Source organism: Ideonella sp. (genome assembly GCF_035254525.1).
In the GTDB taxonomy this organism is placed as follows: domain Bacteria; phylum Pseudomonadota; class Gammaproteobacteria; order Burkholderiales; family Burkholderiaceae_C; genus Ideonella.
Genome location: NZ_DATFAN010000178.1, coordinates 41345 through 64497, shown reverse-complemented (window position 1 = coordinate 64497; position 23153 = coordinate 41345). Strand labels below are relative to the sequence as shown.

The window sequence follows — 23153 nt, the reverse complement described above, 5'->3', positions numbered from 1 at the left end:
CGCGGAGGCCGGTGTTCGCGCCGCCTGGGCGCGCAAGGAGCAGGCACGCCGCGCCGGCTGGCCGGGGCTGAGCCTGAGCGGCTCGGTCGGCCTGCAGGCCGCCACGCTCAGCGGCCTCGGCGGCGCCGGCGCCGGCCTGGCCGCACTGGCGGCCGCCGTCGACTGGACGCTGTTCGACGCCGGTGCCCGCCAGGCCCAGGTCGACCAGCAGGACGCCGTGCTCGCGCACAGCCGGGCGAGCTTCGACACCGCGCTGCTGACCGCGCTGAAGGACGTCGAGGACAGCCTCGCCGCGCTGCGCGGCAGCCGCGAGCGGGCCGAGGCGTTGCGACGCGCGAGCGACGCCGCCGGCGCCGCCCTGCTGGGCACGCGCCTGCGCCACCAGACCGGCCTGACCGACTTCGCGACGCTGCTCGAGGCCCAGCGCGACGAGCTCAACACCCGCCTCGCCTTGCAGACCACCCAGACCGACCTGTCGCTGAACCTGATCCGCGTCTACAAGGCCCTCGGCGGGGGCTGGAGCGACGCCACGACCCTCGCCTCGAACTGACCATGTCCACGCCCCCACCCGACGACAAGCAAGAAAAATCCGCACCCGATTGGCTCCACGGTGACAGCCGCCCGCGCTGGAAGCGGGCCTCGACCTGGATCGCGCTCGGCTTCGTCCTCGCGCTGGCCGGTGGCTTCTGGGCCTGGCAAAGCGCCCAACGCCGCAACGAGGCGCCGCGCTACGTGACCGAGCCCGTGACGCGCGGCGACATCGCGCTGACCGTCACCGCCAACGGCACCCTGCAACCGACGCGCTCGGTCAACATCGGCAGCGAGCTGTCGGGCACGGTCAGCGAGGTGCTGGTCGATGTGAACGACCGCGTCAAGAAGGGGCAGGTGCTGGTGCGGCTGGACACCGCCAAGCTCGCCGACCAGGTTGCCAAATCCGAAGCCGCGCTGCAAAGCGCCCAGGCCGCCGTCACCCAGGCCGCGGCCGCCACCAAGGAGGCCCGGCTCACGCTCGGCCGGCTGGAGGAGGTGCGGCGCCTTTCGGGCGGCAAGCTGCCTTCGGACACCGAGCTCGACACCGCCCGCGCGACACTGGCCAAGGCCGAGGCCGCCGAGGCCAGCGCGCGCGCCAACGTCGGCCAGTCCCAGGCCACCCTGCGAACCGACCGCACCAACCTCGACAAGGCCTCGATCCGCGCGCCGATCGACGGCGTGATCCTGACCCGCGCGGTCGACCCGGGCAACGCGGTGGCCGCGTCGCTGCAAGCCGTCACGCTGTTCACGATGGCCGAAGACCTGACCAAGATGAAGCTGTCGGTCAATGTCGACGAGGCCGATGTGGGCCAGGTGCAGGAGGGCCAGACCGCGCAGTTCAGCGTCAGCGCCTGGCCGGGCCGGCGCTACCCGGCCAGGATCACCCGCGTGGCCTACGGCTCGACGACGACCGACAACGTGGTCACCTACACGACCCAGTTGCTGGTCGACAACCCGGACCTGACGCTGCGCCCCGGCATGACGGCCACCGCGACGATTGCCGCCACCGAGCGCAAGGGCGTGCTGCGCGTGCCCAACACCGCCTTCAGCTTCGACCCCAACGCCGCGGCGGGCGGCCCGCCCGGCGCGAGCGGCTCATCCGGCGGCGGCATCGTCTCGCAGCTGATGCCGCGCCCAACCCGCCAGGCGACCAAGCGCGCCCGCCCCACCGACGGTGCGGGCGGCAAATCGGCCGGCCAACGCCGCATCTGGGTGCTGCAAGAAGGGCAGCCACAGTCCATCACCGTGACCGCCGGCCTGTCCAACGGCCGCCTGACCGAAGTCAGCGCACCCGAGCTGCGTGAAGGCATGGCGGTCATCGTCGACCAGCAGACCGGGGCGGCGCCGTGAACGACACCGGTGTGTTGATTCGCCTGCGCGGCGTCACGAAGACGTATGGCGAAGGCGCGATCGCGTTCCAGGCGCTGCGCGGCGTGGACCTCGACGTGCAAGCCGGCGAATTCGTCGCGATCATGGGCCCGAGCGGCTCGGGCAAGTCCACCGCGATGAACCTGATCGGCTGCCTCGACACGCCCAGCAGCGGCAGCTACCTGTTCGACGGCATCCCGGTCGAGCGGCTGGATCGCGACGCCCGCGCCCGGCTGCGCCGCCGCCACCTCGGCTTCGTCTTCCAGGGCTTCAACCTGCTGTCGCGGACCAGTGCGCTCGAGAACGTCGAGCTGCCGCTGCTGTACCGCGGCGAGCCCGCCGCGCAACGCCACGCCGCCGCGCGCGACGCGCTGGCCCAGGTGGGCCTGGCCGGCTGGGAGGGCCACACGCCGGGCGAGCTGTCCGGCGGCCAGCAGCAGCGCGTGGCGATCGCGCGGGCCATCGTCACCCGGCCCACCGTGCTGCTCGCCGACGAGCCGACCGGCAACCTCGACAGCGCGCGCAGCGAGGAGATCATGGCCTTGCTTGATGCGCTCAACCGCGACCGCGGCATCACCGTGCTGATGGTCACCCACGAGCCCGACATGGCCGCCCATGCGCGGCGCATCGTGTACTTCCGTGATGGCCGGGTCGAGCGCGACGAGGTCACCCGGCCCGCCATGAGCCCTGCCACGGAGGGCACGGCCTGATGTGGGGCAACACGTTCCTGCTGGCGTTTCGCGCAATCCGCCGCAACCTGCTGCGTTCCTTCCTCACGGTGCTCGGCATCGTGATCGGCGTGGCCGCCGTGATCACGATGGTCACGCTGGGCAATGGCGCCACGCAGGCGGTGCGCGACCAGATCAGCAGCCTGGGCAGCAACCTGCTGATGGTGCGCCCCGGCCAGCGCCTGGGCCCGGGCATGGGCGGCGCCGGCGCGCCGGCCTTCAAGGAGGCGGATGTCGACGCGATCGCCTCGCAGATCGCCGGGCTGAAGGCGGTAGCACCCGAGGTGCGCTCCGGCGTCACCGTGATCGCCAACGGCAAGAACTGGGCGACCACCGTCACCGGCAGCACCGACGCCTACTTCACCACCAGCAACTGGACGCTGGCCAGCGGCCGCATCTTCAGCGACGACGAGCAGGCCAGCGGCGCCGCCGTCTGCGTGATCGGCTCGACGGTCAAGCGCGAGCTGTTCGGCGCGAGCGCCGACCCGCTGGGCCAGCAGATCCGCGTCAAGTCGTTCTCCTGCGAGGTGATCGGCACCCTGGCCTCCAAGGGCCAGGCGGCGATGGGCCAGGACCAGGACGACACGCTGATCGTGCCGCTGCGAACCGCGCAGCGCCGGGTGACCGGCACGACCCGCGTCAACACGCTGCTGGTCTCGATGCGCGACGGCGCCGACCCGGCGCGCATCACCCGCGCGCTGACCCAGTTGCTGCGCGAGCGGCGCAAGCTCGCCGACGGCGCCGACGACAACTTCAACGTGCTCGACACCGCGCAGATCGCGCAGACCCTGTCCGGCACCACGCAGCTGATGACCTCGCTGCTCGGCGCCGTGGCCGCGGTGAGCCTGCTGGTCGGTGGCATCGGCATCATGAACATCATGCTCGTCAGCGTGACCGAGCGCACGCGCGAGATCGGCGTGCGGCTGGCGATCGGCGCGCTCGAACGCGAGGTGCTGCTGCAATTCCTGATCGAGGCGGTCGTGCTGTCGTGTGCCGGCGGCCTGGTCGGCATCGTCATCGCGACCGTCGCCTCGATGGTGCTGGCCAGCGTGATGCAGGTGCCCTACCTGTTCGACCTCGGCATCAACCTGCTGGCCTTCGTCTTCTCGGCGCTGATCGGCGTGGTCTTCGGCTACTTCCCGGCGCGGCGCGCCGCCCGGCTGGACCCGATCGAGGCCCTGAGGCACGAGTAGATCAGGGCACGAGCGACGGCGCCGCGCCCGGTGCGCCGGCCGTGCGGCCCTGCAGCCACGCGCCGGCGAAGATGCCGGCCAGCGCCCACAGCAGTTCCAGGTTGCCGGTGCCGAGCCCGGCGATCGCCGGCCCGGGGCAGACCCCGCACAGGCCCCAGCCGATGCCGAAGATGGCCGCGCCGACAACCGTGTCGCGGTTCATCACCGCCACATGGTGGCCGAACGAGCGCTCCAGCAGCGGCCGCGCCATCAGCCGCGGCACGAAGCGATAGGCGAGCAGCGTGACGGTGAGCGCCCCGCCCATCACCAGCATCAGCCCGAAGTCGCGCCACTGCAGGAAGCCCAGCACCACCTCGGGCTGCACCATCGTCGACAGCGCAAGCCCGAAACCGAACAGCATGCCGCTCACCAGCACGGCAATCACCTGGCCGAAACGCATGCTCATGCCCCCTTCAGCGCCAGCACGAGATGCGCTGTCGCGAAGCCGGTCGCCATGAAGGTCAGCACCGCGACCAGCGATGGCCATTGCAGCGAGCCGAGACCGCAGATGCCATGGCCCGAGGTGCAGCCGTTCGACAGCCGGGCGCCGTAGCCGACCAGCAGGCCGCCGAGCAGCAGCTGCCACGCCGGCACGCCGGTGCCCAGCGCATGCGAGGGGCCCCAGCCCGCCCACCACAGCGCCGCGCCGAGGATCAGCCCGGCTGCGTACACCAGCCGCCAGACGCGGCCGCCGGTGAAGCGCTCCTGCTGGAAGAACGGCGCCCGCGAGAAGAACGACCAGGTCGACGAGAACACCGTGCTCATGCCGCCGATTCGCCCGGTCAGCATGAACAGCAGCCCGACGCCGGCACCGATGAAAAGGCCACCGGCCAGGTAGTGGGCCCAGCCCAGGGGAAACAGCGCATCCATCCGGCCAAGTGTACCGGCCGGGGTACCGCCGCGCAGGGCGACCACCCGCGCAGCAGGTAGAGTGCCGCGACCGTCCAGACGCCATCCGCCCATGCCCAACCCGCCGCCCCCGTGCGCCGTGAACGCGCCCGACGGCCTCGCCCTGCTGTACGCCGACGAGTGGCTGGTCGCGGTCGACAAGCCGGCCGGCATGCTCTCGGTGCCCGGCCGTGGCGCCGACAAGGCCGACTGCGCCGCGCGCCGCGTGCAGGCCGTGTTTCCCGACGCCCTGATCGTGCACCGGCTGGACATGGGAACCTCGGGCGTGCTGGTGTTCGGCCGCGGTGCCGCCGCGCAGCGTGCGCTCAGCATTTCGTTCGCCGAGCGCGCCGTCGCCAAGCGCTACCTGGCGGTCGTGGCCGGCTCGCCCACCACCGACGACGGCCGCATCGACCTGCCGCTGATCTGCGACTGGCCGAACCGGCCGCGCCAGATGGTGGACGCGGAACGCGGCAAGCCGTCGACCACGCTGTGGCGCTTGCTCGCCCGCCACGACGGGCCACCCCGCACCGCGCGCCTTGCGTTGACCCCCGTCACCGGGCGATCGCACCAGCTGCGCGTGCACCTGCAGGCGCTCGGCCACCCCATCGTCGGCGACGAGCTCTATGCGCCGCCCGAGGTGCACGCGCTCGCGCCGCGCCTGTTGCTGCACGCCGAGTCCCTGACCCTGCCGCACCCGGCGGATGGCCGCGCGCTCACGCTGACCAGCCCCTGCCCGTTCTGAGCCCGACCCGATCGACAGGGGAGGCGGGATTCGGGGCCTCAGCGCGCGGCGGGCGCCGACGCGCCGACCAGCGGCGCCCGCAGTCGCTGCTCGAACTCCCGCGGGGCCACGTACTGCAGCACCGGGCGGGCGCGGGCCAGCTCGCCCTCGCCCGGTGGCAGCGTCACCGCCAGACCGAGCGCGGGGTAGAGAAGCTGCAGCTCGCCCTGCGCACCGGCCAGGCGCTCGGCCGGCGGGCCGAAGCGCGCGGTGATCGTCGCCTCGTCGAGCCGCGCCGCGGGCAGAAAGGCCAGCGCGGCCAGCGGCAGGCGCTGCGCCTGCGCCAGATCGGCTTCGGCCAGCGCATGCCGCCTGGCCCGGCCGTCGCCCGCCAACTCGCGCCGCGGCGAGCGTGCCAGGGCCTCGGCGAGCCAGTGCGGGTCCGCCGAGAAGGCCAGCACCAACTTGCCGTTGACGAAGCCGGCCTGGAAGCTCTCGACATACGCCTCGAGCGTCGGGGGCTGTTCGCCCGACACCGCCAGCGCGAGCCGCAGGTCGTTCGCGAAGCGCTGGCTCACCTCGGCCACCGTCGTGCGGCCCGGCATGAGGCCGAAGACCTCGCTGCCGCCATCGGGCAACCGCTGAACTTGCCACGGCAGGCCCTGTGGCGCCGTTCCCGGTGCGGCAGGCGCGCCGCGCCAGGCGCTCCATGCCAGCGCGAGCACCAGCAGCGCGCCGGCAATGGCCAGGGCCAGCAGCGGCGGGCGAGCCCACCACCGGGTGGCGGCATGGGTGGCGTTGGTGTTCGGTGGCGGGTTGACCATGCGCCGATTGTCGTTGCACGAGGCGGCTATGCTCCCAGCCGGCCCCTCAAGCGCAGCCCTCACACGCCATGCCCTCGTCGCCCCACCTCACCTTCATCACCGGCGCCTCGCGCGGCCTCGGCGCCGCGCTGGCCGCGCAGCGCCTGCACGAAGGCCACCAGGTCATCGGCATCTCGCGCCGCGCCTCGCCCGAGCTGGCCGCGCTGGCGGCCGCTCGCGGAGCGCGCCTGGTGCAGTGGACGCTGGATCTCACCGAGCCCGAGCCGGCTGCGCACCAGCTTGCCGAATGGCTGGGCATGCAGGACCCGCAGGCCTTTGCCAGCGCGACGCTGATCAACAACGCCGGCGCCATCACGCTGCCCGGCCCGCTGGCCGACACGCCCTTGGACGAGGCGGCGCGCGGCCTGCGTGTCGGCCTGGAAGCGGCGCTGCTGCTGTGCGCCGCCTTCCTGCACGCCACGCAGGCCTGGCCGGTGCCGCGCAAGGTGCTGAACATCTCGTCGGGCCTGGGCCGCCGCGCGATGGCCGGCAGCGCCGTCTACTGCGCCGCCAAGGCCGGCATGGACCACTTCACCCGCGCGGTGGCGCTGGAGCAGGCGGCCCTGCCGAATGGCGCGCGCCTGTCTTCCTTGGCGCCCGGGGTGATCGACACCGACATGCAGATCAAGCTGCGCGATGCGAACCCGGCCGCCTTCCCCGAGCGGGAGCGCTTCATGCAGCTGCAGCGGCTGGGCCAGCTCGACTCGCCCGCCACCGCCGCCACCAAGGTGCTGGCCTACCTCGACCGGCCCGATTTCGGCCAGGCGCCGGTGGCCGACGTGCGCGATGCCTAGACCTCGCGGCGCATCAGCGTGGCCAGCTTCTGCGCCGCGCGGATGCCCTGGTCCTCGAAGTTCACGTTGACCAGCACCTGCAGTTCGAATGCCTCCTCGGCAAGCGATTCGATCTGCCCGGCCAGGGCCTGCAGCTCTTCGTCGCGATACTCGTAGTTGAAGCGCTCGGACGAGGCGGCGAGGCCCTTTGCATTCCACGTTTCGGCATTGCGGCCGTGCAGCCGCACGACCGCCAGCTGCGGGTTCGTCAGCGCCCAGACGCTGCGCACGAAGTTGCCCACGCCCTGCGGCTCGTCGACGACGACATGGGCCACGCCGAGTTCGCGCTCCCAGGCCAGCGTGCGCTCGGCCTGGGCTTCGTTCAGCCAGCTCTGGTTGCGAAACTCCACCGCCAGCAGGTGGCCCGCCATGCGCTCGACGCAGAGCTCGACATGCGCGCGCCACTCCGGCGCCGAAGTGGCCCAGGGCGCGAACTGGAAGTGCACCGCCTTCAGCTTGCCCGCCGCCTTCAGCGGCGCGAGCGCGGCGATGAAGCGCCGCCACAACTCGTCTTGCAGCTCGGGCGGCAGGTCGGCGTAGTAGTAGTTCTTCTTGCGCGCAGCGAGCGGCGGCAGCCAGGGCTTCATGTCCGGCGGGAAGACCTCGGGCGGCGTCTGGTGCCCGGTCAGCAGCCGGAAGGCCTTCACGTTGAACTGGAAGCCGGCCGGCGTGCGCTCGGCCCACAGTGCGGCGTGCTGCGGCTGCGGCATCGCGAAGAAGCTGCTGTCGACCTCGACCACCGGAAACTGGCTCGCATAGAAGGCGAGCCGCTTCTCGGCCGTGCTGCAGCCGCGCGGGTAGAAGGTCTTGGCCTTGATGAGCGACGGGTCGGTCCAGCTGCACGTGCCCACGCGGATGTTGTGCCGCCGCCCGACCGGCCTCGACGACGCCGGGGCGAACAGCGGGTCCTGCGGCAACTCGGGCGGCACGTTCATGCCGCCATCATGCAACGCGCCGCGGCTCGTCCGCTATTCCTACGCCGAGGCGGGCGGCAGGCTGACAGCCGGGCCCGTGCGGCCACGGTACGTTGAGACATCCGCTTCCCTTGTCAGGAGACCATCGTGCTCTACACCATCGCCCTCGTCCTTCTGATCCTCTGGCTCATCGGCGCGTTGGGTGCCTACACCGCCGGCGGCCTGCTGCACCTGCTGCTGGTCGCCGCCATCGTCATCGCGCTGTATCAGCTCATCACGGGTCGTCGCGCGCCGTAACGAGCGTGCAGCACGTCACGTGCAGCCCGCCATGAACACACGTTCAGCGTGGTGCGCGGGCTGCATTCGTGCCCGGCGCTTGCTGCGCAGGCAGCGGCGCCATGGGAGCATCGCCGCATGCACGACGACGACCGTTTCCGCCGCGACGCACGACTTCCCCGATTCGAACGCCGGCTCCTCCTGAAAGGGCTGGCGACGATGCCCTTGTTCGCCAACCTGGCGGGCTGCGGCAACAGCGGCAACCCCGGTGACTCGGGCAGTGCAGGCGGCCCCGTCCAGGGCGGCGACAGCCCGAGCAGCCCGGTCGACAGCGGCAGCAGCCCGAGCAGCCCGGTCGACAGTGGCGACAGCATCACGCCGGCCCGCGTCTTCGTCCACCCGGGCCTGCTGCACACCGAGGCCGATTTCACCCGCATGCGCGAGAAGGTGGCCGCCGGCGCACAACCCTGGGTCGACGGCTGGAACGCGCTGACCCGCAGCAGCCGCACGAACCTCGGGACGCCCAACCCCCAGGCCACCATCATCCGCGGTGGCGACGGCGAGAACTTCCGCATCATGGTGGAAGACATGCTGCGTGCCTACCAGGGCGCACTGCGCTGGAAGGTCTCGGGGGACACCACCTATGCCGACAAGGTGGTCACCTACCTCGACGCCTGGTCGTCGACCATGACCACCCTCACCGGCAACGCCGACCGCTTCCTCGCCGCCGGCATCTACGGCTACCAGTGGGCCAACGCCGCCGAGATCATGCGCACCTACGAGGGCTGGTCGGCCCCCGGCATCGCGCGCTTCCAGCAGTGGCTGCTGGACATCTTCTACCCGCTCAGCCACGACTTCCTGCTGAAGCACAACGGCGCCGACATCACGAACTACTGGGCCAACTGGGACTTGTGCTCGCTGTGCAACATCCTGGCCATCGGCGTGTTCTGCGACCGCGCCGATCTGTACGACGAGGCGATGGCCTACTACCGCAACACCGGGCGCGGCAACGGCGCCGCGGCCCACGCGGTCTATTGCTGGCACCCCGGCCACTTCGGCCAGTGGCAGGAGAGCGGCCGCGACCAGGGTCACGCCACGCTCGGCATCGCGCTGACCGGGCCACTGTGCGAGATGGCCTGGAACCAGGGCGACGACCTCTACGGGTTCGACAACAACCGCTTCCTGGCCGGCGCCGAATACGTCGCCAAATCCAACCTGCTCGATCCGAACGGCGTGCCCTACCAGGTACCGTTCTCGCGCTACGTCAACCGCCAGGGCACGATGACCGCCGTGTCCACCGCCGGGCAGCCGGCCCAGCGGCGCTGCTGGGAGATGGTCTACAACCACTACGTCAACCGGCAGGGCCTGTCCGCCCCGTGGGTCGCGCAGATGGCGGCGGCACTGCGGCCCGAGACGGACCAGTGGAACGGCGACCAACCCAGCATGGGCACCCTGACCTTCTCGCGCGACGCGATCCCTGCCGGGGCAGCGCCGAGCGGGTTGACCGCCCACATGGCGGGGGCGAATGTGGTGCTCTCCTGGTGGGGCGGCGCCTACGCCACCAGCTACCAGGTCCAGCGCGCCAGCGCCGCTGCCGGCCCCTTCGCCACCATCGGCACCGTCACCGACCTGCGCACCTGGACCGACACGCCCGGCAACGGGGCGTGGTACTACCGCGTCGTGGCCCTGGCGAGCAACAGCACACAGGTCGGCGCCGACACGGTGCGCGTCGCGCTGCCGACCGAGCTGCGCGCTCTCTTGCCACTGAATGAAGGCGGTGGCAGCACCGCCGCCGATGCCAGCGGCCTCGGCAACGCGGGTACCTTGGCGACGGGCGCGAGCTGGGGCAGCGGCCGTGTCGCCGGCAGCGCGCTGGCGCTCGACGGCAAGAGCGGCCACCTCGCGCTGCCCACCGGCGTGCTGGCCGGCCTCGGCGATTTCACGATCGCGGTCTGGGTCTACTGGAATGCCGCCTCGACCAATACGCGGGTCTTCGACTTCGGCTCGAGCGACATCGCGTACCTGGCGCTGATCCCGCGCGACGGCGGGGGCCGCCTGCGCTGCTCGATCACCGGCACCATGTGGTACGGCGAGCAGACGATCGCGGCCGATGCACCCCTGGCCACGGGCCGCTGGGTCCACCTGGCGGTGACGCTGGCCGGCAGCCTGGGCACGCTCTACGTCGACGGTGCGGCCGTCGCCAGCAACCCGAGCATCACGTTCGCGCCCTTCCAGCTCGGCGCCACCACGCAGAACTGGCTCGGCCGTTCGCAGTACGCCGCCGACCCCTGCTTCAACGGCCGGATGCAGGACCTGCGCATCTGCAGCGGGGCGCTCGACGCCGGGCAGGTCGCCGCGCTGGCGGTCTGAAGGCGCCAAGGAAGAAGGGGCCCGCAAAGAAAGGGCCCGCACTTTCGCGCGGCCCCCGGACGGCGCTTCGACGAACGCCGTCGTGGCCGGCTGGGGCGGCCATGGCGTGAGGTATTGCGCAGCGTCGTGCACCGGCAAGGCCCGCTGTCACGAGCCGGTCGTCATGGAACCGCAAAGTTTGTGTCGTTGTGATACCGGCGGCATGGCCGCTGTGACCCATGTTCGACACTGAACTTTCCCCCTTCGCACTCCCCTCACCCCGTACGGGGGCTGGCCCAGCACTCGCCGACGAGGTCGAGCGGATCATCGCCGGCTCGGCGATTGCGCCGCACTTCCAGCCCATCGTCGACCTGAGTTCGGGCCAGATCCTGGGGTTCGAAGGGCTGACCCGAGGGCCATCGGACTCCTTCTTGCATTCGCCGGTCGCCCTGTTCGAAGCGGCGGTGGCCACCGGGCGGCTGTTCGAGCTCGAGCGCTGCGCCATCCGATCCATCGTCTCGGCCTTCGGCCGACTGCAGTTGCCAGGGCGGCTCTTCATCAACGTCTCGCCGCAGGTCATCACGGAGGCGGCCGGCTTCCACGACGCCCTGCAGGAGACGCTTCGAGGCGCGGGCCTGGCCGCCACCCGGATCGTCGTGGAACTCACGGAAACCCACGCCGTGCACGACACGGACCGGCTGCTGGATGCCATTGCCGCGCTGCGTGCGTTGGGCCTCGTCGTGGCGCTCGACGATCTCGGCGAGGGCTTCTCGAGCCTGAAGCGCTGGACCGTCGTCCGGCCGGACTTCGTCAAGATCGATCGCCATTTCGTGGATGGACTGTCGCAGGATCCCTTGCGCCAGCAGTTCATCCGCTCGATCCTGGACATGGCCCGCAGTGCGGGCTGTCACGTGGTGGCCGAGGGCGTGGAGACCGAGTCGGACCTGGCGGTCCTGCGCGAGCTGGGCATGCACAGCGCGCAGGGCTACCTGTTTGCGAAGCCGACGGCCTCGCCTCGGACATCGGTGCGGCCCGAAATCGTCCGCCTGCTCGGCGCCAACGGACACCATCGCGAAGGCCGGCGCCAGCAGGTCCGCGCGGGCCATCTGGCGCGCCCGTCGCTCACCGTCACCGTCGAAGTGAGCTGCGACGACGTGCTCGAGCTGTTCCGTGGCAATCCACAGCTCCATGCCGTGCCCGTGCTGGACGAACTGGGGCGGCCCATCGGCGTCTTGCGCAGCCTGGACAGCCTGGCCCGCGGCAGTCGCCGGTACTTCGCCGAGCTGTTCGGCCGGCAGTCCTGCATCCACCTGATGGATTCGAAGCCGCTGGCCTTCGACGTCGAGAGCTCGCTGTCGTCCATGGCCGAAGCGGTGGCGAACGTCGAAGAGCGCCACCTGATCGACGGGTTCATCGTCACGCGCGAAGGCCGCTACTGGGGGACCGGCCGCATCAGCGACCTGCTGCGCGCGGTCTCCGACAGCCAGTTGTTCGCGGCCCGCTACGCCAACCCGCTGACCCAGTTGCCCGGCAATGTGCCCCTGGACGAACACGTCGATGGCCTGCTGGATCAGCAGGTACCTTTCGTGGTGGGTCACTGGGACATCAGCAGCTTCAAGGCCTTCAACGATGTCTACGGCTATCGCGCGGGCGACGACATGATCGGCTTCACCGCGCAGGTGCTGTCACAGGCCCTGCACGCCGAGGCGGACATGCTCGGCCACGTGGGCGGGGACGACTTCGTCGGCGTCATGACCAGCACCGATTGGGAGGCCAGGATCGGCAAGGGCCTGGCGCTGTTCGATGCCGGCGTTCGGCGCTTCTACTCACCGGAGCATCTGGCGGCAGGCGGCTTCGTGACGCAGGATCGCCGGGGCCAGGAGGTGTTTCACCCGCTCGCAACGCTGGCGGTGGGCGTGGTGCCAGTGCGCCCCGGCCAGCATGAGTCGCATCGCCAGATATCGCGCGTGGCGGCCGACATGCGCCAACTGGCGAAACGCGCGCGCGGCAGTGCCATGTTCGTCGATCGGCGCGCATCCCCACAAGCCACCGCTGAACGAGCATGACTGCACCTGATTCCGCCAACGCCATGAGCGTACGTGGCCGCCTTCTGCTCGTGGCCGGACTGTGCGGCCTTCTGGCGGTCATCCCGACTGGATTCCTCAGCTACGACCATCTGCAGCGCCTGGCCGCCTTGCGCTCGGAACAGCAGGCCCTGCTGATGCACCGCCAATGGCAAGCGGTGATCGACGCGGCACAGGACCACCGCCTGCAGGCCGCCGCCATGCGGGCCAAGCCGGAGGCGGCAGCCGAGCGTGGCCAGGCGGCCCAGCGAGTCGAGGCAGCCCTGCGGGCCATTCCTGCGGCACCCCGAGGCAACGTGGCCGACGCTCGCGCGCTGGACGCCCTGCGCCAGGAATTCGCCAATCTCGCTGCACGGGCCGGCAGGAAGGCCCTCGATCCGGCCCAGTTGCTGGCGGCTCATCTGGCATTCAGCGGCCATTTGTTCGAACGGACCGATGACCTGATCGACCGCTCGGGTCTGGCCCTCGACCCGGCCGCGTATCGCCTGGTCCAGGCCGGCCTGGTCGCTGCCCCCCGCGTGAGCGACGCCTTGTCGGAACTTAGCTCCATCGCTGCGGCCATCGTCGTCGACGACGTCGGCCTCGTCGCCTCCGCGGCGACGCGCTACCGGGTCCGCGCCGACGAGCTGCGCCGTGCCCTGGAGCAGGCCGTCGCCAGTGATGCACGATTGCGCGAGAAGCTGTCGCCGGCCCTCGAGCAGCTGGCCACCCAGCGCACGCGCGTGGACGACATGCTGGTGGCGGCGGGCAGCGACGTGAACTACCCACTCGAGCAGATGAGTGCCACGTTGACCGAGGCGGCTCGGTTGCAGACCGGGCTCGCGTCGCAATCGCTCGAGTCGCTGGACCAGCAGCTCGCGCAGCGCAACGCAGCCCTGCGCATGCAGGCGGCCGCCATGTTATGCGCCGTTGCGGCGGGCCTGCTGGGCGTCGGCGTGTTGCTCTGGCGGACGATCCGCAGCATCCTGCGCTCGGTGATGGCGGCGGTCGATGCCACCGAGTGCATCGCGGCGGGCGACCTGACGCGGCCGGTACCGGCCGGCCGCGGCGACGAGATCGGCCGGGTGCTCACGGCCATGAGGTCCATGCAGCAGGGCCTGCACGACATGGTGACGCAGATTCATGCCAGCTCGGGTCAGCTGGCCGGCGCCGCGTCCGAGATCGCATCGGGCAACGACGACCTGAGCCGGCGTACCGAGCTCACCGCCGCGCACCTGCAGCGCGCGGCAAACGACATGCAGCGCTGCGCCGCCAACGCGGATCAAGGCGCCAGTTCTGCCGACGAGGCCAGCACTCTCGCGCGCCAGGCCTGCGAGGCCGCCGCCCACGGTGGCCGGGTGGTCGCCGACGTGCTGCAGACCATGCACGGCATCGAAGCGAGTTCACATCGGATCGCCGAGATCACCGGGGTCATCGACGGCATCGCGTTCCAGACGAACATCCTGGCCCTGAATGCCGCTGTCGAGGCTGCCCGAGCGGGCGAGCAAGGCCGCGGGTTCGCGGTCGTCGCCAGCGAGGTGCGCAGCCTCGCCCAGCGTTCGGCCCACGCTGCCCGCGAGATCAAGTCACTCATCACGGATTCGGTGGAACGCATGAAAGAGGGCCATCACCTCGCCGGCCAGGCCGGCCGCGCAATGCGTGACATCGCGGATCGAATCGAGGGTGCAAGCCACAGGATGGCCGATCTGGCGTCCGGTGCGCAGGCCCAGCGCAAGGACTTGGGCGCCTTGCGTACGGACATCTCTCACCTGGACGCGATGACCCAGCAGAACGCGGCGCTGGTCGAACAGTCGGCTGCCGCCGCTGGGGCACTGCGCGAACACTCGGACCGCATGCACGCCCTGGTCGGAGCATTCCGCACCGGGTACTGATTCGGGTCGCACCAGAGGCATGTCATGACACCGTCAACCACCTGAAGAACACTCCCAGTGCTCCCGGGATGCAGTGAGCACAAGTGACAACGGGAGGGACGATGAGCCTCGCAATTCCTGAGCTGCCGCGCGGCGTGCGCGCGAGCACGCTGCTGAACGGCAGCGACGCCGACTTCGTCACCAATGCCTATCTCGCGCTGCAGCGCCAGTGGCCCGATGTCGGAGGCTACGGCCATTACCTGTTCGTGCTCGGCCAGGCAGGCGCCAGCCGTGCCAGGGTGCTGCGCGAGATTGCCGCATCGGAGAACGCCCGGCGCTGCGGCGTCGAGTTCATCGACGACCTGCCCCCGGATCATGAGTTCCGGCCGGAGGACAACGACCGCGCGCGGCTCACCGAGCTGAGCCTGACACTTCGCCTCGGGCGCACGGTGGCCGACCTCGAGCAACTGCGCCGCTCGGTCGGCAACCTGACGGCCGAGAAGCTGGCCGGCGCCGTCGAAGCGGTCGTGCAGGCCCAGCAGGCCCACCACGCGAGACTCGAGAGCCGCTTGAACAGCCTGGATGCCGGTGCACGCCACGCCCAGGCCGACGTGATCCCGGGCGATGCCGCAGCATCGAAGGACGTGGCTGCCTGGCGTCACCTGGTGAAACGCCAGATCGTGATCGAAGGGGAGCTCGAAGCCACGCGGCAGCTGGTCGGGGCACTCAACGCCGAACTGGCCGAGCTGCGCAGCTCATTTGCGCAGCTGCACGCATTCGCCACGGTCGAACTCAAGCGTCAGGTGGCCGACTACGTGAACGCCTTGACGCAGGCGCAGACCGCCCACGCGCCGACCGTGCAGGCCCCGCCGGCGCGCCGGCCGACACGCATTCCGCCGTCGACCACCGACCGTTTCGGCGCGCGCCAGAGGGCCGAGCGTGGGTAGTCCCGTGGTGATGTTCTCGCCGCTGCCACCTGCGAAGTCCGGGATCGCCGACTACGCCTGCGAGTTGCTGCCCGCGCTGAGCGCCATTCGACCGGTGCTGGTGGTCTGCGAGCGGGCACCGCAGGCCCCGCCCGGCGGCAACTGCCAGGTGATCACCCTGGAAGATTACGAGCGCGACAGCTCGCTCGCGGCACTGCCCCACGTCTACCAGATCGGCAACAACGCCGACCACGTGTTTGCCTACCGGGCCTTCAAGCGCCGGCCCGGCGTGCTGGTGCAGCACGACTTCAACCTGCACTATCTGGTCGAAGATGCTACGTTGGCCGCCGGGGACGCCGAGGGCTACCGCGACGTGCTGTGCGAAGAGTACGGCGATGCGGGGGGCACCCTGGCCGACATGCGCCAGATCGGTCTGTTCTCGGAATCCCAGAAGCTGGCACTGCCGCTGAACACGCACCTGCTGCACCGCGCCAGCGGGCTGATCGTGCACAGCCAGTGGGTGCACGATCGCCTTCCCGCCGAAGTGCACGGGCGCACGCTCGTCGTGCCGCACCACTTCGCGCCCCAGGCGACCGAGTTCGATGCACTGACGCCTGCGCAGGCCCGCGAGTCGCTCGGCCTGCGGCAGGACACGTTCGTCGTGCTGTCGCTGGGCTACATCACGCCTCCCAAGCAGATCCAGGCGACGCTGGCGGCGCTGGCCATGCTGCGTCGACGGGGAGCGCGCTTCGTGTTCGTGATCGGCGGGCAGCGCAATCCCGGCTTCGACATCGACGCGCACATACGCCGTCACGGCCTGGAGGAGTGCGTTCGCGTAACGGGCTATCTTGACGAGACGGCGTTCTTTCATCACATCGTCGCGGCGGACGTGCTGGTCAACCTGCGTTACCCGACGGTCGGAGAGAGCTCGGGCACGCTGGCGCGCGCGTTGGCCCTGGGCCTGCCGGCCATCGTCCACAACTTCGGCCCCCTTGCCGAGTTGCCAGACGACGTCGTGCTGAAGGTCCCCCTCGAGCTTGGTGAACCGACCGCCCTGGCTGCCGCGCTCGAAGGCCTGATGCTCTACCCCGATTGGCGCGCCCGCCTCGGCCAGGCAGCCAGGAGGCACATGCGCGTGCACTGTTCGGTCGAGCAGTCTGCCGCCATGTACTCGCAGCTCCTGGACGGCCTGGGCAAAGGCCTGTCGAGCGGCCATGGCGCGGGCGGCCGAATCGGGCCCCACGGCCCCCAACTGGTGGCGGCATGATGGGCGAGCCGCTGGTCGGCGATGGCCTGGCCGGCCTGGCGTCGGCGGACGACCTCGCCCAGCTGTACCGCCTGTTCCTCGGCCGCGCCGCCGAACCCGGCGTGCTGGCCGGTGCCCAGCCGCGCCCGCTGCACGAACTGGCGGGCGAGATGGCGGCCAGCGACGAGATCAACCAGTGCGTGCTGCATGCCCTGGTGCAGCAACGGCCCTTGCCGCACCAGGCGTTCGACGACACCGTCCTGAACGGCCTGGCCGACTGGCTCGATGCCCACCTTCCGGGCGGCGGTGAGTCGCAAGGCGACCCCGCTCTGCGCGGCACGACAGCCGCCGTGCTCAGCCGGCTGTACGGCCACCCCCAGGTCGCGCGCTGGCTGCTGGCCGCGCACGGCAGCCTGTTCACCCAGGCGTTGGTCGAGCTTGCCGCGCTGCGCCGGGCCGGCCCTCACCGATTCGACGGCAAGATCGAGTTCGCCAACCGTGACTTCATCAGCGGCTGGGCGCTCGACCTGAGCGGGCGGCAGACGCGCTTGCAGCTCGAAGTGCGGCGCGGCGACCAGGTGGTGGCCAGCGCGCTCGCCGTGAGCTTTCGGCCGGACATCCACCAGCGCCTGGGCGGCCACGGGCTGGTCGGTTTTCGGGCCCGCTGGCACCCGGCCCGCTTCACACCCGGCGAGTCCATCGAGCTGAGGCTGCACGACGCATCGACCGGTGCCCTGATCGGTGCCCCCTACCGCTATGCGAATTCCTGCGTCGATCAGCTCACCGTGGCCCAGTTGCTGGCCAAGGAGTTCGACGAGATCAAGCAGCGACTGGACGCCTTGGCCGGCATGGTGCCCCAGGCCCTGGGTTACGCCGCCTTCCCCCTGGCGCACTTCGACCTGTACCGTCGCGTGCGCCGCGTGCCGCCGCCACCCTGGATGGCCGTCTCAGCGGCCGACGGCCCACCTCTGCACACCACCGTGCTGATCGACGCTGAAGGCGCCGGGCCGCAGGCCGTGCGGCTCAGCATCGAACGCTTGCGGGAGCAGCACGCAAGGCCGCATTGGCAGGCGTGCGTCGTTGGCGGCGACCCGGCCGTGCGCGAGGCTGCCAGCGCGCTGGCGGCTGCCGACCCGCGCATCACCGTGCTGCCCAGTCTCGAGGAGGCAGGGCCGCTCACCCTGGCGCTGGCCTCGAAGCCCGATGCGTGGCTGCTGCTGCTGCAGGCCGGCGAACTGCTGGACGCGCATGCCCTGGCCTGGCTGGCCCAGGCAGCGGCCCAGGTGCCGGCGCCCTGCCTGGTCTATTGGGATGAGGACCGTGTCGAACATCGCGGCAAGGCCTTGCCGCAGCGGCAGGCACGGCACGTCGACCCGATCCTGCGCAGCGCGTTCGACGCCGACGCAATGTTGGAGCTGAACGTCGTCGGGACCAGTTTCGCCGCGCGGGCAGCAGCCGTCGCCGACGCACTGGCCGCGCTGGCTCGGCATCCCCGGGACGGGATCCACCCGCTCGCCCGCGACGAGCGCGAACGCCTGGTCTGGGCGCTGCATGGACTGGGCCGCCTGAGCCATGTGCCCCATTTCCTGCTGACCCGCAGCGAGCAGACCGCGGCAGACGAGCCGCTGGGGGCCAGCCGGCTGGTGGCGCGCATCGAGCCTGCGGCGCTGCAGCCGCTGCTGCCCACGGCATGGCAAGGCCGCGCCTGGCAGCGCCAGCCCGACGCGATCGCCGGGGGCCTGCCCAAGCCCGTGGTGCACTGGCAACCCCGCGCGCCCGAGGCGGTGCTCAGCGTGCTGATCCCCACCCGCGATCATGGCGAGTTGGTGCGGCAATGCGTCGACAGCCTGCGCGCCCTCGCGGCGCAGGCTCAAGCGCTGGACATCGTGATCGCCGACAACGGCAGCACCGACGCCTCGACGCTGAGTTACCTGGCCGAGGCGCAGGCCGGCGGGCGACTGCGGGTGCTGCGCATCGACGAACCCTTCAACTGGAGCCGGCTCAACAACCGCCTGGCGGAAGCGGCGCACGGCGACCGGCTGCTGTTCCTGAACAACGACACCTGCATGCTGACCCGCGGCTGGGACCACGCGTTGCGCGGCCTGCTGGAGCGGCCCGATGTCGGTGCGGTCGGCGCGCGGCTGCTGTACGAGGACCTGAGCATTCAGCATGCCGGCATCGTCTTCGGCTTCGAGGGCTTTGTCGGCCACGAGGCCGTCGAGCGCCAGCCGGATGACCCGCAAGCCCTGTTCGATTCGCAGCTGACCCGACAGGTCAGCGGCGTGACCGGCGCCTTCCTGGCCTGCCGCCGCGACGTGTTCGCATCGGTCGGCGGCTTCGACGACGAGCGCCTGGGCGTGACCTTCAACGACGTGGACTGGTGCCTGCGTGTCACCCAGGCCGGCCTGAAGGTCTTGTACGCACCGGCCCTGAGCCTGGTGCACTACGAATCCAAGTCGCGTGGCTTCGACTTCATGAACCTGGCCAAGCAGCAGCGCGCCGACCATGAGCGCGAGCAGCTGCTGCAAAAGCACCCCGCCGCCTTCGCCGCAGACCCCTTCCGCCACCCGGCCATCAGCGGCTGGGTGCACGGCGAGAAGTCGCTCAACTGACACCCCATCGCCAATGAGCGCCACCCCTTTCCACGAGCTGGCCGCCGCGTATGGCATCGGCACGGTCGATGCACTGAACTTCGGCCACGTCAGCGGTTGGGCCTGGAACCCCGACCACCCGGACATGCCGGTCGAGGTGGAACTGCTGGACGGCGACGAGCAGCTGGCCGTCGTGCGCGCCGACCGCCCCCGGCCGGACCTGGCCGCGCTCGGCATGGGCGACGGCCGCCACGGCTTCGCCTTCGACTTCGGCCCCACCGTGCTGCCCCACGCCCGCCATCGCCTGCGCGTGCGGCGCCTGCCCGACGGCGTGGACCTGGTCAACTCGCCGCGCACGCTGGAGCGCGATGTCAGCACCCTCGACGCCGCGGCGCGCCACCACGTGACGCGCCTGTTCCACGCCGAGGCGCAGGCGGCGCGGCAAGCCGAGGACCTGGACGCCGCGCTGGCCTTCGTCAGCGAACTGATCGGCGGCCTGCTGCAGCGCCGCCTGGCCCTGGCGGGAGCACCCGGCGACGAGGCACTCGAACGGTTGGCCGGGCTGGCGGACGGCATCGCGCCCGCGCAGTGGGTGCAAGGCGCCGGCCGCGCGATGGCCGAGGCCTACCCGCCGCTGGCCCTGCCGACCTCGGAGCAGCCCCGGGTGTCGGTCATCATCCCCGTGTACGGCAAGTTCGCGCTGACCTACGACTGCATCCGCTCGATCGCGCAACACCTGCCCGAGGCCAGCTTCGAGGTCATCGTCGTCGACGACTGCTCGACCGACGAGACACTGCTCGCGCCACTGGTCTTCGGCGGCACGGTGCGGGTGATCCGCCACGACAGCAACCTCGGCTTCGTCAAGTCATGCAACCGCGGCGCCGAGGCCGCCCGCGGCGAGTTCCTGTTCTTCCTCAACAACGACACCTTGCTTCGCCCGGGCTGGCTCGACGAGCTGGTCCGGACCTTCGAGCGCAGCGAGCGAATCGGCGTCGCCGGCGCCAAGCTGCTGTTCGCCGACGGCAGCTTGCAGGAGGCCGGCGGCATCGTCTGGCGGCTGGGCGACGGCTGGAACTGGGGCCGGCACGCCAACCCCGACGAGCCGCGCTTCTGCCACCTGCGCGATGCCGACTACGTGTCCGGCGCCGCCTTGATGATTCCGGCGGCGCTGTTCCGCCAGCTCGGCGGCTTCGACCTGCACTTCGCCCCCGCGTACTACGAAGACACCGACCTGTGCTTCCGCGTACGCCAGGCCGGCTGGCGCGTCGTCGTGCAGCCGCTGTCGGTGGTCGTTCACCTGGAAGGGCAGACCTCGGGCACCAGCGTCACCGGCAGCGGCATGAAGCGCTTCCAGGCGGTCAACCACCGCAAGTTCTTCCAGCGCTGGAAGGGGGTGCTCAGCGCGCACCGGTTCAATGCCGAACAGCCCCACCTCGAGTGCGAGCGCAGCGTGAACAAGCGCGCCGTGTTCATCGACGAGACCACGCCCACGCCGGACCTGGACGCCGGCTCGAACGCCGCGGTGCAGCACATCCGGTCGCTGATCCGGCTCGGCTACAAGGTCACCTTCATCCCGTCGGACAACCTGGCCCGCTCGAGCCCCTACACCGAGGCGCTGCAGGCGCTCGGCGTCGAGTGCATCTACCACCCGTTCTACTGGAGCGTGGAGGAGTACTTCCGCAAGTGCGAGGTGCCGATCGACGTGGTCTACCTGCACCGCTTCGCCAACGGCTCCAAGTACGTGGGCCTGGTCCGGCGCCATCAGCCCACGGCACGCGTGGTCTACAACGTGGCCGACCTGCACCACCTGCGCCTGGCGCGCGAGGCCGAGCTGACCCGCGACGCCGCGCTGGCGCGACAGGCCGCGATGATCCGCCTGGAGGAGCTGGCTGCCATCGCCGCCGCCGACGCGACCATCGTCCATTCGGTGGTCGAGAAGGAGGTGCTGGACGACCCGGCGCTGCAGGCCAAGGTGCACGTCGTGCCGTGGACGTATGCACTGCGCCCGGTGGCCACGCCGGCCGATCGTCGCCAGGGCGTGGTCTTTGTCGGCGGCTACCGGCACAAGCCCAACGTCGATGCGGCGCGCTGGCTGGTCGAGGCGATCATGCCGCTGGTCTGGGCGCAGTTGCCCGACCTGCCGCTGATGCTGGTCGGCAGCCACATGCCCGACGAGCTCAAGCGCCTTGCGTCGGGCTGCGTGCGCACGGTGGGCTATGTGCCGGACACGCAGGACATCTACGAGCAGTGCCTGTTGTCGATCGCGCCACTGCGTTATGGCGCGGGTGTCAAGGGCAAGGTGCTTGAAGCCTTCGCTGCCGGCCTGCCCTGCCTGATGACGCCCATGGCGGCCGAGGGCGTGCCACTGCCTGCGGCGCTGACGGCCCTGGTGGCCGAGCAGCCATTCGCGCTGGCCGACACGATCGTGCACCTGCACCGGGATCGCCCGCATGCCGAACGCCTGGCGGCCATCGGCCTGAGCATGATCGACACCCACTTCTCGGCCGCGGTGGTCGACCGCGGCATCGGTGCCGCGCTGGAGCTGTGCGCATGACCGCGCCCGAGGCCCCCGAGCGGGTGGTGCTGTTCCACTACCACCTGTTCAAGAACGCGGGCACCTCGGTCGACCAGGTGCTGCAGCTGAACTTCGGCGAGCGCTGGCTGGCGCGGGAATTCGAGCCGCGCGGCAGCCCCGCGCTGCACCGGCAGGACGTGGCGGACTGGCTCGTCTCCCAGCCCCAGGCCGTCGCCTTCTCCTCGCACACCGCCGAGTTGCCGCCACCGAGGCTGCCCGGCGTGCGCCTGCTCCCCATCGTGCTGCTGCGCCACCCGCTGGACCGCATCGCCTCGGCCTATGCCTTCGAGCGCCGCCAGGGCGGCAACGGTTTCGGTGCGGTGCTGGCTCGCCACACCACGCTGGCCGGCTACATCGATGTGCGCCTGGCCATGGGGCACGACCGCCAGTGCCGGGATTTTCATGTCGGCCGCCTGAGTCGCATGTTCCCGGCCAGCGAGGGCAGCGAGCTCGAACGCGCGCAGCGGGCCCTGACCGCTCTGCCCTTCGTCGGAATCGTCGAGCGCTTCGACGCCTCGATGCAGCGCCTGGCCGACCTGGTGCGCGAGCACTACCCCGACTTTCGAAGCGCCGATGTCGCGGCCAACAGCAGCCGAGACCCGCGTGTCGGCCTGGACGATCGCCTTGCACTGATGCGAGACAGCCTCGGCGCCGAGCGCCATGACGCGCTGCTGGCCGCCAATGCGGCCGACCTTGCGCTCTATGACAGCGCGTGTGCCATCAGCACCATCTGCGAAGGAGCTTGCCGCCAACACGCTGTCAAAACCCCCACCTAAGCTTCTGCGCTTCGCCTGCGAAGACAAACCGTTTCCGCTCCCTCAGCCTTCCACTCAGCAGCCACCACCATGAAACTCTCCGAACTCGTCAACCAGATCCGCGAATCCGAGCCCGATGCGTTGGGCAGCCTGTCGAACAGCGCGGTGGCAACCGTCCTGCGCGCCGGCTTCGGCGCCGTGCGCGAGGCCATCGACGAAGCGGGCACCGACGTGGTGGCCGTGCCGTCGCTGGGCCGCTTCAAGACCAAGGACGTCGAGACCGAGCAGAACGGCCAGAAGCGCGTGACCCGCCGCACGGTCTTCCTGCCCGCGAAGGAACGGCAGACCGCCGAAGCCTCCTGATCGTGCCGACTTGAGCCCAACGCCTCGCCACGGGCGGGGCTCCACCGGATCGCCCGG

General features: G+C 70.8%; 20 protein-coding genes. 16 read left to right on the top strand and 4 right to left on the bottom strand.

The features are described from left to right. The 4 genes from VJ693_RS19080 to VJ693_RS19065 all read left to right on the top strand — a co-directional run. A partial coding sequence (locus VJ693_RS19080; protein ID WP_324156757.1) for a TolC family protein occupies positions 1-550 on the top strand: 550 nt, incomplete at its 5' end. Between the two features lie 2 nt (positions 551-552). Next, on the top strand, positions 553-1881 hold the full coding sequence (locus tag VJ693_RS19075) for an efflux RND transporter periplasmic adaptor subunit (RefSeq protein ID WP_324156755.1): 1329 nt from the start codon (positions 553-555) through the stop codon (positions 1879-1881). Beyond that, positions 1878-2609 (top strand): ABC transporter ATP-binding protein, encoded by a 732-nt coding sequence (locus tag VJ693_RS19070; protein ID WP_324156753.1) that lies wholly within the window; start codon positions 1878-1880, stop codon positions 2607-2609. Before VJ693_RS19075 ends, VJ693_RS19070 begins: the two co-directional genes overlap by 4 nt. Further along, a complete protein-coding gene (locus VJ693_RS19065) occupies positions 2609-3820 on the top strand; it encodes an ABC transporter permease (RefSeq protein ID WP_324156752.1) in 1212 nt (403 codons plus the stop codon). Before VJ693_RS19070 ends, VJ693_RS19065 begins: the two co-directional genes overlap by 1 nt. A 1-nt stretch (position 3821) precedes the next feature. On the opposite strand, the gene VJ693_RS19060 is transcribed toward VJ693_RS19065, so the two are convergent. Together VJ693_RS19060 and VJ693_RS19055 are read right to left on the bottom strand one after the other, a co-directional pair. Beyond that, a complete protein-coding gene (locus VJ693_RS19060; protein ID WP_324156750.1) occupies positions 3822-4265 on the bottom strand; it encodes a DUF6691 family protein in 444 nt (147 codons plus the stop codon). After that, positions 4262-4729 carry a YeeE/YedE family protein gene (locus tag VJ693_RS19055; protein WP_324156749.1) on the bottom strand — a complete coding sequence of 156 codons (468 nt, stop codon included), beginning with the start codon at positions 4727-4729 and terminating at the stop codon, positions 4262-4264. The genes VJ693_RS19060 and VJ693_RS19055 overlap by 4 nt, the downstream gene beginning before the upstream one ends. A 91-nt stretch (positions 4730-4820) precedes the next feature. On the opposite strand from VJ693_RS19055, the gene VJ693_RS19050 reads away from it, so the two are divergent. Further along, positions 4821-5492, top strand: a complete 672-nt coding sequence (locus VJ693_RS19050) for a pseudouridine synthase (protein WP_324156747.1) — start codon at positions 4821-4823, stop codon at positions 5490-5492. A gap of 38 nt (positions 5493-5530) precedes the next feature. Here VJ693_RS19050 and VJ693_RS19045 read toward each other — a convergent pair whose 3' ends face one another. Then, complete coding sequence (locus VJ693_RS19045) at positions 5531-6295, bottom strand: hypothetical protein (protein ID WP_324156746.1); 765 nt, start codon at positions 6293-6295, stop codon at positions 5531-5533. Between the two features lie 68 nt (positions 6296-6363). On the opposite strand from VJ693_RS19045, the gene VJ693_RS19040 reads away from it, so the two are divergent. Then, positions 6364-7128 (top strand): SDR family NAD(P)-dependent oxidoreductase, encoded by a 765-nt coding sequence (locus tag VJ693_RS19040; RefSeq protein WP_324156745.1) that lies wholly within the window; start codon positions 6364-6366, stop codon positions 7126-7128. On the opposite strand, the gene VJ693_RS19035 is transcribed toward VJ693_RS19040, so the two are convergent. Beyond that, the gene (locus VJ693_RS19035) at positions 7125-8102 is read right to left on the bottom strand and encodes a DUF72 domain-containing protein (RefSeq protein WP_324156743.1); all 978 of its coding nucleotides are present in this window, start codon (positions 8100-8102) and stop codon (positions 7125-7127) included. The two genes, VJ693_RS19040 and VJ693_RS19035, sit on opposite strands and share 4 nt — an antisense overlap. Positions 8103-8228: 126 nt before the next feature. Between VJ693_RS19035 and VJ693_RS19030 the strand changes: the two genes are divergently transcribed. From VJ693_RS19030 to VJ693_RS18985, 10 genes are all read left to right on the top strand, one after another. Further along, complete coding sequence (locus VJ693_RS19030) at positions 8229-8378, top strand: lmo0937 family membrane protein (protein ID WP_324156742.1); 150 nt, start codon at positions 8229-8231, stop codon at positions 8376-8378. A 198-nt stretch (positions 8379-8576) separates the two neighbouring features. Next, the gene (locus VJ693_RS19025) at positions 8577-10727 is read left to right on the top strand and encodes a LamG-like jellyroll fold domain-containing protein (protein WP_324156741.1); all 2151 of its coding nucleotides are present in this window, start codon (positions 8577-8579) and stop codon (positions 10725-10727) included. Between the two features lie 218 nt (positions 10728-10945). Beyond that, positions 10946-12772: a GGDEF domain-containing protein gene (locus tag VJ693_RS19020; protein WP_324156739.1), complete on the top strand. Its 1827-nt coding sequence runs from the start codon at positions 10946-10948 to the stop codon at positions 12770-12772. Continuing rightward, on the top strand, positions 12769-14661 hold the full coding sequence (locus tag VJ693_RS19015; protein ID WP_324156737.1) for a methyl-accepting chemotaxis protein: 1893 nt from the start codon (positions 12769-12771) through the stop codon (positions 14659-14661). The genes VJ693_RS19020 and VJ693_RS19015 overlap by 4 nt, the downstream gene beginning before the upstream one ends. Before the next feature lie 101 nt (positions 14662-14762). After that, positions 14763-15587 (top strand): hypothetical protein, encoded by an 825-nt coding sequence (locus VJ693_RS19010; protein WP_324156735.1) that lies wholly within the window; start codon positions 14763-14765, stop codon positions 15585-15587. Between the two features lie 10 nt (positions 15588-15597). Then, positions 15598-16833, top strand: a complete 1236-nt coding sequence (locus VJ693_RS19005; RefSeq protein ID WP_324156759.1) for a glycosyltransferase — start codon at positions 15598-15600, stop codon at positions 16831-16833. Then, a complete protein-coding gene (locus VJ693_RS19000; protein ID WP_324156733.1) occupies positions 16833-19424 on the top strand; it encodes a glycosyltransferase family 2 protein in 2592 nt (863 codons plus the stop codon). The genes VJ693_RS19005 and VJ693_RS19000 overlap by 1 nt, the downstream gene beginning before the upstream one ends. A 13-nt stretch (positions 19425-19437) precedes the next feature. Next, positions 19438-21957: a glycosyltransferase gene (locus VJ693_RS18995; RefSeq protein ID WP_324156731.1), complete on the top strand. Its 2520-nt coding sequence runs from the start codon at positions 19438-19440 to the stop codon at positions 21955-21957. Further along, on the top strand, positions 21954-22754 hold the full coding sequence (locus VJ693_RS18990; protein WP_324156729.1) for a hypothetical protein: 801 nt from the start codon (positions 21954-21956) through the stop codon (positions 22752-22754). The genes VJ693_RS18995 and VJ693_RS18990 overlap by 4 nt, the downstream gene beginning before the upstream one ends. 69 nt (positions 22755-22823) lie before the next feature. Beyond that, positions 22824-23096: a hypothetical protein gene (locus VJ693_RS18985; RefSeq protein WP_324156727.1), complete on the top strand. Its 273-nt coding sequence runs from the start codon at positions 22824-22826 to the stop codon at positions 23094-23096. The last annotated feature ends 57 nt before the right edge of the window (positions 23097-23153 follow it).

What these genes read in the sequence shown, in the direction of transcription:
- VJ693_RS19075 (WP_324156755.1), top strand. Translation starts at nt 553, where the DNA reads ATGTCCACGCCCCCACCCGACGACAAGCAAGAAAAATCCGCACCCGAT.
- VJ693_RS19065 (WP_324156752.1), top strand. Translation starts at nt 2,609, where the DNA reads ATGTGGGGCAACACGTTCCTGCTGGCGTTTCGCGCAATCCGCCGCAAC.
- VJ693_RS19060 (WP_324156750.1), bottom strand. Translation starts at nt 4,265, where the DNA reads ATGAGCATGCGTTTCGGCCAGGTGATTGCCGTGCTGGTGAGCGGCATG.
- VJ693_RS19055 (WP_324156749.1), bottom strand. Translation starts at nt 4,729, where the DNA reads ATGGATGCGCTGTTTCCCCTGGGCTGGGCCCACTACCTGGCCGGTGGC.
- VJ693_RS19050 (WP_324156747.1), top strand. Translation starts at nt 4,821, where the DNA reads ATGCCCAACCCGCCGCCCCCGTGCGCCGTGAACGCGCCCGACGGCCTC.
- VJ693_RS19045 (WP_324156746.1), bottom strand. Translation starts at nt 6,295, where the DNA reads ATGGTCAACCCGCCACCGAACACCAACGCCACCCATGCCGCCACCCGG.
- VJ693_RS19040 (WP_324156745.1), top strand. Translation starts at nt 6,364, where the DNA reads ATGCCCTCGTCGCCCCACCTCACCTTCATCACCGGCGCCTCGCGCGGC.
- VJ693_RS19035 (WP_324156743.1), bottom strand. Translation starts at nt 8,102, where the DNA reads ATGAACGTGCCGCCCGAGTTGCCGCAGGACCCGCTGTTCGCCCCGGCG.
- VJ693_RS19025 (WP_324156741.1), top strand. Translation starts at nt 8,577, where the DNA reads ATGCCCTTGTTCGCCAACCTGGCGGGCTGCGGCAACAGCGGCAACCCC.
- VJ693_RS19020 (WP_324156739.1), top strand. Translation starts at nt 10,946, where the DNA reads ATGTTCGACACTGAACTTTCCCCCTTCGCACTCCCCTCACCCCGTACG.
- VJ693_RS19015 (WP_324156737.1), top strand. Translation starts at nt 12,769, where the DNA reads ATGACTGCACCTGATTCCGCCAACGCCATGAGCGTACGTGGCCGCCTT.
- VJ693_RS19010 (WP_324156735.1), top strand. Translation starts at nt 14,763, where the DNA reads ATGAGCCTCGCAATTCCTGAGCTGCCGCGCGGCGTGCGCGCGAGCACG.
- VJ693_RS19005 (WP_324156759.1), top strand. Translation starts at nt 15,598, where the DNA reads ATGTTCTCGCCGCTGCCACCTGCGAAGTCCGGGATCGCCGACTACGCC.
- VJ693_RS19000 (WP_324156733.1), top strand. Translation starts at nt 16,833, where the DNA reads ATGGGCGAGCCGCTGGTCGGCGATGGCCTGGCCGGCCTGGCGTCGGCG.
- VJ693_RS18995 (WP_324156731.1), top strand. Translation starts at nt 19,438, where the DNA reads ATGAGCGCCACCCCTTTCCACGAGCTGGCCGCCGCGTATGGCATCGGC.
- VJ693_RS18990 (WP_324156729.1), top strand. Translation starts at nt 21,954, where the DNA reads ATGACCGCGCCCGAGGCCCCCGAGCGGGTGGTGCTGTTCCACTACCAC.
- VJ693_RS18985 (WP_324156727.1), top strand. Translation starts at nt 22,824, where the DNA reads ATGAAACTCTCCGAACTCGTCAACCAGATCCGCGAATCCGAGCCCGAT.